10 protein-coding genes and 1 pseudogene are annotated in these 12,268 nt (G+C 69.5%); 4 read left to right on the top strand and 7 right to left on the bottom strand.

The annotated features are described in order from the left end of the window. The first annotated feature begins 67 nt into the window (after nt 1-67). On the top strand, nt 68-1,777 hold the full coding sequence (locus tag ID554_RS31055) for an IS1182 family transposase (protein WP_223884689.1): 1,710 nt from the start codon (nt 68-70) through the stop codon (nt 1,775-1,777). Here the strand turns inward: ID554_RS31055 and ID554_RS31050 are convergent. Next, nucleotides 1,721-2,212, bottom strand: a complete 492-nt coding sequence (locus ID554_RS31050) for a transposase family protein (RefSeq protein ID WP_223884359.1) — start codon at nt 2,210-2,212, stop codon at nt 1,721-1,723. The genes ID554_RS31055 and ID554_RS31050 overlap by 57 nt on opposite strands. Nucleotides 2,213-2,464: 252 nt before the next feature. Between ID554_RS31050 and tnpC the strand changes: the two genes are divergently transcribed. Continuing rightward, complete coding sequence (gene tnpC, locus ID554_RS31045) at nt 2,465-3,883, top strand: IS66 family transposase (RefSeq protein ID WP_191088609.1); 1,419 nt, start codon at nt 2,465-2,467, stop codon at nt 3,881-3,883. A 10-nt stretch (nt 3,884-3,893) separates the two neighbouring features. On the opposite strand, the pseudogene ID554_RS31040 reads toward tnpC, so the two are convergent. Next, nucleotides 3,894-4,499: pseudogene (locus tag ID554_RS31040) on the bottom strand (ISAs1 family transposase); the annotation flags it as partial. A gap of 291 nt (nt 4,500-4,790) precedes the next feature. Between ID554_RS31040 and ID554_RS31035 the strand changes: the two are divergent. Together ID554_RS31035 and ID554_RS31030 are read left to right on the top strand one after the other, a co-directional pair. Further along, nucleotides 4,791-5,543, top strand: a complete 753-nt coding sequence (locus ID554_RS31035; protein WP_317985206.1) for an IS4 family transposase — start codon at nt 4,791-4,793, stop codon at nt 5,541-5,543. A gap of 351 nt (nt 5,544-5,894) precedes the next feature. Then, entirely contained in the window at nt 5,895-7,229 is a 1,335-nt protein-coding gene (locus ID554_RS31030; RefSeq protein ID WP_117230003.1) for a sensor histidine kinase, read from the top strand. Nucleotides 7,230-7,258: 29 nt separating this feature from the next. Here ID554_RS31030 and ID554_RS31025 read toward each other — a convergent pair whose 3' ends face one another. The 5 genes from ID554_RS31025 to ID554_RS31005 form a co-directional block, all read right to left on the bottom strand. Further along, a complete protein-coding gene (locus ID554_RS31025) occupies nt 7,259-7,903 on the bottom strand; it encodes a response regulator transcription factor (RefSeq protein ID WP_191088672.1) in 645 nt (214 codons plus the stop codon). Nucleotides 7,904-8,075: 172 nt separating this feature from the next. Continuing rightward, the gene (locus ID554_RS31020) at nt 8,076-9,314 is read right to left on the bottom strand and encodes an MFS transporter (protein ID WP_223884357.1); all 1,239 of its coding nucleotides are present in this window, start codon (nt 9,312-9,314) and stop codon (nt 8,076-8,078) included. Between the two features lie 4 nt (nt 9,315-9,318). Beyond that, entirely contained in the window at nt 9,319-10,320 is a 1,002-nt protein-coding gene (locus tag ID554_RS31015) for an ABC transporter substrate-binding protein (RefSeq protein WP_117230004.1), read from the bottom strand. Further along, nucleotides 10,317-11,114, bottom strand: a complete 798-nt coding sequence (locus ID554_RS31010; RefSeq protein WP_117230005.1) for an ABC transporter ATP-binding protein — start codon at nt 11,112-11,114, stop codon at nt 10,317-10,319. Before ID554_RS31010 ends, ID554_RS31015 begins: the two co-directional genes overlap by 4 nt. Then, on the bottom strand, nt 11,114-12,229 hold the full coding sequence (locus tag ID554_RS31005; RefSeq protein WP_117230006.1) for a FecCD family ABC transporter permease: 1,116 nt from the start codon (nt 12,227-12,229) through the stop codon (nt 11,114-11,116). The genes ID554_RS31010 and ID554_RS31005 overlap by 1 nt, the downstream gene beginning before the upstream one ends. Nucleotides 12,230-12,268: the final 39 nt, after the last annotated feature.

The raw sequence follows: 12,268 nt of genomic DNA, 5'->3' as shown, positions 1-12,268 counted from the left end.
TGATGATCTCTGTTCGTGGCCGTGTTCCTTCCGTCGGTGGCTGCGGGGATGGGGTGTACGGGTGTCGATGCGGCCGCGGTCGTGGGTTCAGGTTCCGGATCAGACGGTGCTGGTGGCTCGGGCAGCTTTCCCGAACGGCAGCGTGGCGATGTCCGCCCGTGATCATGTGGGTGAAGTGTTCACCGACGAGCAGTTCGCTGCCGCGTTCGGGGTTCGGGGCGCTCCGGCCGAGTCGCCGGGCGCGTTGGCGTTGGTGACCGCCTTGCAGTACACGGAGAACCTGACCGATCGGCAGGCCGCGCAGATGCTCGCCCGGGCCATCGACTGGAAGTACGCTCTCGGCCTGGAGTTGACCGATCCTGGCTTCGACGCCAGCGTGTTGAGCAAGTTCCGCACCCGGCTGGTCGAGCACGGCCTGGAAGAACAGGTCTTCACCCGGATGCTGGCCGTGCTGACCGGCAAGGGCCTGATCGCCGCGGGCGGCAGGCAGCGCACCGACTCCACCCACGTGATCAGCGCGGTGCGTGACCTCAACCGCTTGGAGTTGGCCGGCGAGTCGGTACGGGCCTGCCTGGAGGCGTTATCGGTGGCCGCGCCGGGCTGGCTGCCCACGGTGATCGATGTCGGCGAGTGGGCGTATCGATACGGGCCGCGCATCGATTCCTGGCGGCTACCCGCCTCGCAGGCCAAGCGGGACCGGCTCACCCAGGTCTACGGCGCCGACGCCGTCGCCCTGCTGCGCGCGGTGTTCGCTGCCGAAGCTCCGGTCTGGCTGGCCGAGCTGCCCGCAGTGCAGACCCTGCGCACCGTGCTGGTGCAGAACTACCTGATCACCACCGACGGCCGAGGGCGGGAGGTGATCCGGCGGCGGGAGGCGGACACGGACGGTCTCCCGCCCGCCAGAGCGCGGATCACTTCTCCGTACGACCTCGACACCCGCTGGGCCGCCAAGGGCGATGACCTGTTCTGGAACGGCTACAAGGTCCACCTGAGCGAAACCTGCGACACCGACGCCGTCACGAACACCACTGCGCCCGGCGGCCACCGGCCCGCCCCGAACCTGATCGTCAACGTGGCCACCACCGCGGCCACCGTCCCCGACGTGAAGACCACCACCGCCATCCACCAGCAACTACACAGCCACAACCTGCTGCCCGCCGAGCACTACCTGGACTCCGGCTACCCCTCTGCCGAGACCATCACCACCGCACAGGCCTTCGGCGTCACCCTGGTCACCCCCGCCCTGCTTGACCAGTCCGCCCAGGCCCGCGCCGGCACCGGCTACGACAAGACCGCCTTCACCATCGATTTCGACACCCGCCAGGTCACCTGCCCCCAAGGACACACCAGCAGCTCCTGGAGCCCGGCCACCCAACGCGGCGCCGAGGTCATCGTGGTCGGATTCACCCGCACCACCTGCCGCCCCTGCCCCGCCCGAGCCCTATGCACCACCGCGAAACGCGGCAGCCGCATGCTCACCTTCTACCCCCGCGACCTGCACCACGCCCTCAGCACAGCCCGCACCCAGCAGACCAGCCAGGACTGGGCCGACAAGTACAAGCTCCGTGCCGGCGTCGAAGCCACCATCAACCAGACCCTCGACATCACCGGCATCCGCCACGCCCGCTACCGCGGCCTCGCGAAAACCCGCCTCCAACACGTGTTCTCCGCGATCGCCCTCAACCTCGCCCGCCTGCACACCTGGTGGACCGAACACCCCCTACCAACAGCCCGAATCAGCCACCTCCAACGCCTCGACCACGCCCTGGCCGCCTGAACAGAATTCGGCAGCAGAGTCTCCATAGCGACTCTGCTGCCGTCGTCGGGGCGCGGACAGCGACGGCGCCTGGGCGGGCTCGGTGGCGGCGCGGCGCCGGTCTGCCAGGTAAGCGCCGACCGCCCGGTCCAGGGCGTCACCGTCAACAGCGGCCAGCACACGGCCGATCGTGGCCGACGACGGAGCGCGCCGCCACCTCAACAGATGGACACGGATCCCGATCACTGTCAGCAGCGCGTTCGTGGCCCGCTGACCCCACTCAGCGAACTCGTCGATGCTCCTCGCGCCCGAGACAGCCGCGCAGGCGCAGACCAGCAGGACCGCGGTCAGCGAGTGCAACCGGCCCCGCCGCGAACGCGGGTCCGGCACCACGTCGAAGCAGGGGCGCGGGTCAGCGATCCGGCCAGTGTCCAGCGGACCCAGTTTCACCAGCACCGCAGGGATGGGAGAAGATGCAACGGCAGGCACGAGCCACCTCATGATCATCGGGCTTAGACACCACAATGATCACGAAGCTCGTGCCTGCTCTGCTATACACCCCAACCGGTCACCACCCGACCAGCCACACGACCCGGGAACTTGCAACCGCCCTGTGCTCGCGCTGGGTGTGCAGCGCGTACGTATTCAGCTTGAGGTGAGTGGGGGGCCGGTTGTCCACTCTGGTCGATCGGCTGACATGATCATGGGGTGTCGTCCGTCCCGCAGGTCCCGCTCTCGTACGAGGATCTGGTCGCGATGCTGGTTGAGCTGCGGGAACGGGTTGATCGGTTGGAAGCCGAGAACGCTGAACTGAAACGCCGGTTGGGGATGAACTCCTCGAACTCGTCGAAGCCTCCCTCGTCGGACGGTCCGGGCCGTCCGGCCCGGCAGCCGGGTAAAGGCAGTGGGCGGCGGCGGGGCAAGCAGCCGGGAGCGCCGGGATGGACCCTCGAACTGGTCGCGGATCCGGATGAGGTCATCGAGCACCGGCCACAGCGGTGTGGCCATCCGGGTTGTGGGGCTCCGCTGGGTGATGGGCGTGAGTACGGGCGGCAGCGCCGGCAGGTGATCGAGCTGCCCGAGCGGCGGTCGGTGGTCGTTGAGCACCAACTGGTCGCGGTTGAGTGCGGCGGGTGCGGGCAGGTCAGCGAGCCGGTGGCACCCGGCGGGGTGTCCGGGCGGGTGCAGTACGGCGTCGGTGTCAAGGCCGCCGTCGTCTACGCGCGGGCCGTCCAGTTCCTGCCCTTCGCCCGGGCCGCCGCGCTGTTGGGTGATCTGCTCGGGGTGCGGGTGTCGACCGGGTTCGTGCACCAGGTGGTCGGTGAGGCGGCCCGCAGGCTCGGGCCGTTCGTGTCCCGCACGGCCGCGTTGCTGCACGTCCAGCAGGTGCTGCACGCCGATGAGACCCCGGCAAGGGTCGACGGCGGCTTCAAGTACGTGCACGTGGCCTGCACCCCTGAGCTGACCTTGTTCCACGTCGGCGGCCGCAGCAAGGCCGACATCGACGCCGGGAAGGTCCTGCCCGGGTTCACCGGCACCCTCGTGCGTGACGGCTACGCCGCCTACCGCCACCTGGCCGACGCCGATCACGCCTGGTGCGGAGCACATCTGATCCGCGATCTGCGCGGCGTGCACGAGTCCGACCCGGCCGGCCAGCAGTGGGCCGAGGTGATGGCGCAAACCCTGCTGATGGCCAAGAAGATGACCGAGCAGGCCGTCACCGCGGGCCGGGACGCACTGTCAGCCGACGAGATCAGTCACATCCGTGCCTGTTACGCCGGGGCCCTCGCTTACGGCCGCCAGCAGAACCCGCCCGATCGTGACGGCAAGCCGTCACGAGCCGGCACGCTGGTCGAACGCTTCACCGCCCACCGCGACATGATCCTACGGTTCACCGTCGATCTGGCCGTGCCCTTCACCAACAACCAGGCCGAACGCGATCTCCGCCCGGTCAAACTCCAACAGAAGATCTCCGCGACCTGGCGCACCCTGCAAGGCCTGGCCGACTTCGCCACCCTACGGTCCTACCTGTCCACCGCCACCAAACACGGCAAAGACGCCCTCGACGTGCTCGAACAACTCTTCACCACCGGACCATGGCTACCGGAACCGGCAATATCAAGCTGAATACGTACTGCAGCGCGTCCGCCGTGATGACCGCCCCGGCCAGGTCCAGACCGTCGAGCAACGGCTGGAACCTGCTGATCTCATTCGTCTTCCCATTAACGTCGATCTGCGCCAGGACGATCTGCTCGGCCTGGTCCAACGCGGCCAGCAGGTGCGCCTGAGACCCGGCCGGGCCGCTGCCACGCAGCGTCTTGCCGTCAACGGCGATCACCCGCCGACCCCGCCCGGTCACACCGGCCCGGCCGAGCAGCCAGCGACACACCGCGGCATCCAACGCGTCGGCGTCGATGCCGGCCAGCACCCGGCCCAGCGTGCCGTCATCAGGCACCCGCCGGGCCCCGGTCAAGGCGTCGCGGGCCGCGCCGAGACGATCCCACACCACGTCCGGCAGATCCGCAGCCCACTCGACGATCTCCACGACCCGGCTGGATCCCGAGAGCACCGCCGCAATCGCCATCGCGAGCAGCCCCGGCAGCGCATAGATCCGACCCCGGGCATCACGCGGGTCCGGCACCTCGGCAAGGACCTGCAGCAACCCCGGCGTGTCCCGCTCCGACAACGGCGACACGCCACCCAGGCGTGCGGACAACCCGCCGATCAACGATGATGCTTCCACGAGCGCGGTCTTCCTCGATCATCCAGTCTAGACACCTGAATGATCACCAGAAGGCCGCGCTCTCTCACGTACCCGCCGGAACCGGCGTGACTACCCCACAATCGGCAATCCGGTCATCTCACTACCTTGCGAACGCCCTGGGTTCGCGGTCGACCTGCGGTCCCCGTTCGACAACAACACCGCCGAGCAGCAGATCCGCATGGTCAAGATCCAATGCCATTCAGATAAGGCATCGGTGCAGGTCAGCGTGGGGTGCTGGCGGTGGCTGGGTGGGGCCGGTGTGGCGCCGGTATGGTGCCGGTCGTGATGTTGCAGACGCAGCCCTTGGGCCGGTTGACCGACCATGTTGGGTTGGGGGTGCTCTCGGCTCGGTTTCATCGGGATTTGATCGAGGAAGTGATCAACCGGACGGGGTGTCGGGAGAAGCGGAGCCGTCGGTTGCCGGCGCACGTGATGATCCGGTATGTGCTCGCGATGGGCCTGTACGCCGAGGAGTCTGCCGAGGAAGTCATGCGTCGGCTGGTCGGTAGCCTGCGGACGATGGGCTCGTGGTCGGATGACTGGCAGGTCCCGACGGGTTCGGCGATCAGCCAGGCCCGGCAGCGTCTCGGTGTGGCGCCGGTGAGGGAACTCTTCGATCGGGCGGCGGCGCCGGTGGCCACGTCGGGCACGAAGGGCGCGTGGCTGGCCCGGCGTCGGTTGATGGCGATCGACGGGACCACCTTCGACGTGGCAGACACTCCGGCGAACGTGGAACACTTCGGGCGGATGGGGTCGGGGCCGAAAGCGTCGGCGTATCCGAAAGTGCGGGTGACCGCCGTCGTCGAGTGTGCGACCCGTGCCGTCGTGGGTGCGGTGTTGGGCCTGTGTGGCGCAGGAGAACGCGCCCAGGCCGCAGAGTTGACCCCGGTGGTGGAGTCGGGGATGGTGCTGCTGGCCGACAGCGGCTTCTACTCCTTCGAACAAATCCGGCTACGAGATCCCCTTTACCCGCCACTTCTACAAGTACGTCCCACCCCGCCCTGTCGCCGAGATCGACGCTGACCTGGAGAAGCAGGTCGCCAAGATCCTTGACTTGCTGCGAGAGGTGGAGCAGTGACTGGACCGCTCTGGAACGTCTTGCCGGACGGGTGGCGGGCTGGCCAGGTCAAGAACGCTGGCCAGCGCCCATCCGACCTGAGTCATCTCATCGACCCTGTCATCCCGTCACCCCTGGCCACCGACCGTCTGCGCCACTTTCCACGCGTCGAAGACTGCCGGTCGGCGAGGGCAGGTCACCAGTGCCGGAAGTAGCGGTCACCCTCGCCGACGACCGCCGCACTGGAGTCACGTCCCGAACCGAAGGTGGAGCCAAGTCCACTTCCCCCGCGCCAGGACGGGCGAATAATCAACGCCATGGCAACTCATCTGGCGCACTCGTTCGCTGCCCGTCGCCGCCTGCTGGGCTGGGCATGCGTCCTGATCGCGCTGGCCTTCGTCGAGGTACTGGTACTGACCTGGGTGCTGACCACGCTGACGCTCGCCGCGCTGTGGGTCACCCTGCCGCTGTTCACCGGCGCGGTCCTCGCCGCTCGGGCGATGGCGGACAGCCGGCGCCTCTTCGTGGCACGGGAGCTGGGAATCGTCGTCGGACGGCGGTACCGTCCGCTGCCTGCCTCCGGGCGGTGGGCCCGGTTCAACATCGCGCTCCGCGATCCGGCGACCTGGCGCGACGCACGCTGGCTGCTCGTGGACACGACCGCCGGGGTGGCGTTGTTGTCGGTGCCGGTCGCGGCCTTTCTCGCCGGCGTGCTCGGTCTGGTCCTGCCGCTGATCTGGAGCACGCTGCCGGCCGGCGCGAGCCTGGACTTCCCGTTCGGCACGACGATCCACGACACTGGCAGTGCTGCCGCCAACGGCATCCCCTGGGGGCTCTTCTACCTGGGGTTCTGCTGGCTGATCACCCCGGTCTTCATGCACTGGTACGGCGAACTGACGGCGGCCATGCTTCGTCCCGACCGACGGCTACTGCTCGCCGAGCGCATCGACCAGCTCGCCACGACCCGCACCCAGGCCGTCGACGCGCAGGCACAGGAACTGCGGCGCATCGAACGCGACCTGCACGACGGCACCCAGGCACATCTGGTCGCGCTCGGTATGAGCCTCGGCATGGTGGAGAACCTGATCGGCGACGATCCGGCCGTACGGCAACTGCTGGCTGCGGCACGGACGCACAACGCACAGGCGATCGCCGAGCTCCGCGCGCTCATCAAGGGCATCCGCCCGCCGGTGCTCGGCGACCGTGGCCTGGTCGGTGCCGTGGAGTCCCTGGCGATGCGGATGCCCCTGCGGATCGACGTCGACCTCGACCTTCCGGGACGGCTCAGCGACCCGGTCGAGGCGGCTGCCTATTTCACGATCTCCGAGGCGTTGGCCAACACGGTCAAGCACAGCGGCGCAAGCCGGGCCTGGGTGCGTGGCCGGCAGGAGAACGACCGGATGCTCCTGGAGGTCGGCGACGACGGCCGGGGCGGCGCGGTGCTCGTACCGGGCGGCGGTCTGGAGGGCGTACGGCAGCGCCTCGCCGCATTCGACGGCACCCTGACCATCGCCGAGCCGGCCACCGGTGGGACCACGCTGACGATCGCGTTGCCCATCGTCGCGGAGCCGCTCCCCGGCGGAACCGACACCGGGCTCCCGATGTCGCCGCCGACGGTCCGGGACAGACCGGTGGACCGCGCCGGACGGTAGCCCCGCCGGTGCTCCGCGGTCGGAGTACGTCAGCTGTCGAGGTAGGCGAGGACGGCGAGCACCCGACGATTGTCGCTGGTCGAGAGGTACAGCCCGAGCTTGGTGAAGATGCCGTTGATGTGCTTGGCCACCGCCTTCTCGGAGACGAACAGCCGAGCGGCGATGGCACTGTTGGACCGCCCTTCGGCCATCAGCCCGAGGACTTCCCGTTCCCGTGGGCTCAGCAAGTCGAGGGACCGTCCCCGTGACCGGCCGGTCAGCAGCTCGGCGATCACCTCCGGGTCCATCGCGGTGCCACCTGCGGCCACCCGCCGGACGGCCTCGATGAACTGCCCGACGTCGAGAACCCGGTCCTTGAGCAGATAGCCGACCGCGCCTTCGCCGTCGGCGAGCAGCTCACGCGCGTAGAGCGGCTCGACGAACTGCGAGAGCACGAGCACCGGCAGCCGCGGCACCACGGCACGGGCCTCGATAGCCGCCCGCAGCCCGTCATCGGCGTGGTTCGGTGGCATCCGGACGTCGACGACGGCGACATCGGGCCGCTGCTCGATCAGCACCGTTCTCAGCTCGGGTCCGTTGTCCACGCAGGCGATGACGTCGAACCCGGAGGCCGTCAGCAACCGGTGGAGGCCGTCCCGTAGCAGGGCAAGATCCTCCGCCAGTACGACCCGCACGCCTGCACCCCGTCGTTCGGTGGACATCGTCGGGCGTATCGTCCCACGACCGACGCCCGACTGAATGAGCCTCTGGTCGAACAGGCCCGGGCCGACGAGCGGACCCGGCTGGCCGCCCATCGGCGACGCCTCCGCTCCCGTCCGGATCGCTGCCGGGACGCGGACGCTGCGGTCAACGGCCTGCTCGGGCGTACGCGAAGTGCGCGGCCCCGGGAGCGAACGCGGCGAGTGCCGGCGCCGCGAGACACACGACGGCGCAGACGGTGAGCACGACCGGGGCTCCGGCGGTGGTGATGGCCGGGGCTATCAGGGCGAGGCCGACGGGTGCCAGGCCGTAGGAGACGAGGAAGTCCAGGGAGGACACCCGTGCCAGCGCCTTCGGGTCCATCTCCCGCTGAGTCGCGGTGAACCACGGCACGTTGAACAACTCGATGCCGAGCCCGGCCAGCGCGTACGCGGCGACGACCGCGTACGCGTGTGCCGGCAGCAGCAGGCTGAGCGGGGCGAAGCCGTAGCAGGCCAGGCCGGCGAGGGCGGTGAAGCCCGGCTTGCGGGGCTGCCAACGGGAGATCAGCAGGGCACCGCCGAGCGCGCCGAGCGTGTACGCGGTGATGGCTGCCGCCAGGACCGCCACGCTGCCGTAACGCTGCTGGCTGATCAGCGGAAGGGCGACGCCGGTGGCGGAGTATCCGGTGGCGATGACGGCGGCGAGGGCGGCCAGTCCGGCGAGGAACCAGGGATGACGGCGGGCCTCCCGGACGCCGTCGAGGAACTCGGTGACGAACCGGTGCCTCCCGGCCACCGACGGCGGTCGGCGTGTGCCGCCGGGCGGCAGCGCGGCGGCGATGACCCACAGCGCCGCCGTGCCGAGGAGCAGGGCCGGGACGGTGGTCACCACGGCGAGCAGCGCTGTCGCGGCGGGCGCGACCAGGGTGGTGACCCGTACCGCGAAGGTGATCGCGGCGTTGGCCGACTGCCGGCGGTCGACGGCGACGACCTCGGCCGTGAGGGCCTGGAACGCCGGCCGGCACGCACCCTGGCCGGCGCCGACGACGACGGCGGCGCCTGCCATGACGGCCACCGACCGGCCCAGACCGGCCGCGACGAGTGGGGTCGCCAGCGCGGCGGCGGTGCCGGACCAGAACACCACGGCCCGGCGCGAGTGCCGGTCGGCGAGGACACCGCCGAGCGGCACCGCGACCAGGAATCCGACGGTACGCGCGGCCAGGACGATCCCCAGCCCTGTCGCGTCGAGGTCGGTGTCGAGGACGGCGAGGCCCAGGATGAACGGCAGTGCCCAGGTGGCCAGGCCCGACGCCGTGGTGCCGGCCCACAGCCGTACGAACGAGGAGTCCCGCAGCAACGTCCTGCGTTCGGGCGGCAGCGGCGTGGGCCGGAAGGCGGTTCGCACGGCGTCAGGGGCGGACGCCGCGGAGGTACTCGCCGAACTTCTCCAGCCCGTCGATGTTGCGCGGACCGGAGATCCCCTCGTTGTAGTCGAGGACGAAGAACCGGTCGTTGACCACGGCGGGCAGCTTGCTGGTGGCAGGCAGGGTCTTCAGAAAGTCGATCTTCTCCTGGGCGGGCTTGTCGTTGTAGTCGAGGATGACGATGATCTCCGGTTGGCCCTGGACGACGGCCTCCCAGGTGACCTGTGTCCATCGGGCGTCCAGGTCACCGAAGATGTTGCGGGCGCCGGCGGAGGTGATGATGTCGGTGGGCGGCACCTGCCGGCCCGCGGTGAACGGCTGGTCGGTGCCGGAGTCGTAGAGGAAGACGGGCAACTGCTCGGCGGGTGCCTTCGCCTGCACCGCGTCGACACGCTCGCGCATGTCGCGGATCGTCTCGGCGGCCCTGGCCTCCACATCGAAGATCTTGCCCAACCGCTCCAGGTCGGTGTACAGACCCTCGAACGGGGTGTGCCGTTGCGGGAAGCCGGGATAGTTGAAGCACGACTCGGCATGCATGAAGCTCTGGATGCCGAGACCGTCGAGGATCGCCGGAGTGATGCCACGCGAATCGCTGAAGCCGGAGTTCCAACCGGCCACCACGAAGTCAGCCTTGGCGTCGACGACCAGTTCCCGGTTGAGCAGGTCGTCACCGAGGAACTCGACCTTGGCGTACTCGGCGGCCCACGGTGACTCCGTCACCGGCGGGTTCGCCGGCGGCATCACGTAACCGTGCACGTGTTCGGTGAGCCCGAGCGTGAACATCTTGTCGGCGCTGCCGCCTTCGTAGACCACCGCCCGCTGCGGCGTGGTGTACCTGACGTCCTCACCACACCGTGGCACGGTGACCGTGCGCGCCTCGGTGGACTCCTCCACCTGCGCCCCGCAGGCGCTGAGGAGCAGTGCGGCGGTCAGGCCGGCAGCGGTGGCACGCAGCGGCCCGGTCTGGCGGTCGAGACTGGCCTTCATGGGTGGAGAACTCCTTCGACTGTTTCTTGGTGCAGCGCGTACAACAGTTGTGGATGACCGGTGAGCGGATGCTCGACCACGGTGGCGGCGACCCCGAACACGTCGCGTAACAGCTCGGCGGTCAGCACGTTCCAGGGGGCGCCGACGGTGACCAGTGCGCCCCCGGAGAGGACCGCGATGCGGTCACACGTCGCGGCGGCCAGGTTCAGGTCGTGCAGGACCACGAGCACGGTCAGCCCCGATCCGCGCAGCATCGACAGCAGGTGGATCTGGTGCCGGATGTCGAGATGGTTGGTGGGCTCGTCCAGGATCAGAATCTCCGGCTCCTGCACGAGCGCCCGCGCCACCAGGACGCGCTGGCGTTCCCCGCCCGACAGGCTGAGCACACCACGGTCGGCGAGATGGGCGATGCCCAGCCGGTTCATGGCCCGCTCGCACAGCTCACGTTCGCGGTGGCTCAACGCCCGGTTGCCGCCAAGGTGAGGCGCGCGGCCGAGGGCAACCACCTCCGCCACCGTGAAGTCGAGGTCGGACCCGCCGTCCTGGGTCAGGGCGGCCACCGATCGGGCGCTGTCCCGCCGGGCGATGTCGCGCAGATCCGTACCTCCGACGCGTACCGCGCCACGGGTCGGCCGCAATGCCCGGTAGACACACCTCAGCGCGGTGGACTTGCCGGACCCGTTCGGGCCGACCAGACCGACGACCTGTCCACCGTCGACGGTCAGGGACAGGGCCCGGAGCAGCGGATGCCCATCGGCGTGCACGGTGACGCCGTCCATCACCAGATCCGTCATCAGCGACCGCCGAAGAGATAGCCGCGGCGACGCATCAGTCCGATGAACACCGGAACGCCCACCAGCGCCGTGATCACACCCAATGGCAGTTCCCGGGGGGCGACGACGGTGCGGGAGAGCAGGTCGACCCAGACCATGAACAGCGCGCCGACCAGCGGTGTGACCAGCATGACCCGGGCGTGTGTCGCCCCTACCAGGATGCGTACCAGGTGCGGCAGCACCAGACCGACGAAGGCGATCGCGCCGCTCACGGCCACCGTCGCCCCGGTCATCAGCGAGGTGACGACGAACAGCAAGGTGCGGGCACGGGTGCTGTCCACGCCGAGGCTGGCGGCGGTCTCGTCGCCGAAGGTCATCACGTCCAGCGTCCGGCCCTGCCGGGCCAGCAGGACGATGCCGGCGAGCACCACGGCCACGACCGGGGGCAGTGACCCCCAGGTGGCGGCCCCGAAGCCGCCCATCGACCAGAACAGCAGCATGCTGGTGGCCTCGCTGTCCGGCGAGAAGTACACGATCATCGCCATCAGCGACTGGAAACCGAACGACATCACCACGCCGGTGAGCACGAGTCGTAGCGGGGTGAGCCCGGCTCGGCTCCAGGACGCCAGGAACACCAACGCGGTGGCCGCCATCGCGCCGAGGAAGGCGCCTGCGGAGACTGCGTACACGCCGGCGGCGGCGAGCCCACCGGAGACGGTGACGGCGACCGCACCTACCGACGCGCCGGAGGAGACACCCAACACGTACGGGTCGGCGAGCGCGTTGCGCACCAGCGCCTGAACGGCCACCCCGACCGCGCCGAGCCCGGCACCCACGCAGGCCGCCAGCAGCACCCGGGGCGTACGGATCTGCCAGATGATCTGGTACCGGGTCACCTCGTCGGCGGAGATCGTGCCACCGGTGACGCCCGCCCACAGGTAACGCGCGGTCGCCGACGGGGGGATGACGGCAGCGCCCAGGCCGATCACCACCACCGAGGAGACCAGCAGTCCGGCGGCGAGCAGTCCGACGAGTGGCCCCAGCGGCACCTGTCGTGCGCCCCGTGCGCCGTGCGCCGGGCGCTTCCGTGTGGCGGGCTCCGGTGAGACCAGGTCAGTCGACGCTGGGACCGCCATGCGGCAACCTGATAACGACTACGGTTTCCATTTCCGTAC

It is taken from the genome of Micromonospora craniellae (genome assembly GCF_014764405.1).
GTDB classification, from domain to species: Bacteria; Actinomycetota; Actinomycetes; order Mycobacteriales; family Micromonosporaceae; genus Micromonospora; species Micromonospora craniellae.
This window is presented reverse-complemented; position numbering and strand designations above follow the sequence as displayed.

What these genes read in the sequence shown, in the direction of transcription:
- ID554_RS31055 (WP_223884689.1), top strand. Translation starts at nt 68, where the DNA reads ATGCGGCCGCGGTCGTGGGTTCAGGTTCCGGATCAGACGGTGCTGGTG.
- ID554_RS31035 (WP_317985206.1), top strand. Translation starts at nt 4,791, where the DNA reads ATGGTGCCGGTCGTGATGTTGCAGACGCAGCCCTTGGGCCGGTTGACC.
- ID554_RS31030 (WP_117230003.1), top strand. Translation starts at nt 5,895, where the DNA reads ATGGCAACTCATCTGGCGCACTCGTTCGCTGCCCGTCGCCGCCTGCTG.
- ID554_RS31015 (WP_117230004.1), bottom strand. Translation starts at nt 10,320, where the DNA reads ATGAAGGCCAGTCTCGACCGCCAGACCGGGCCGCTGCGTGCCACCGCT.
- ID554_RS31010 (WP_117230005.1), bottom strand. Translation starts at nt 11,114, where the DNA reads ATGACGGATCTGGTGATGGACGGCGTCACCGTGCACGCCGATGGGCAT.
- ID554_RS31005 (WP_117230006.1), bottom strand. Translation starts at nt 12,229, where the DNA reads ATGGCGGTCCCAGCGTCGACTGACCTGGTCTCACCGGAGCCCGCCACA.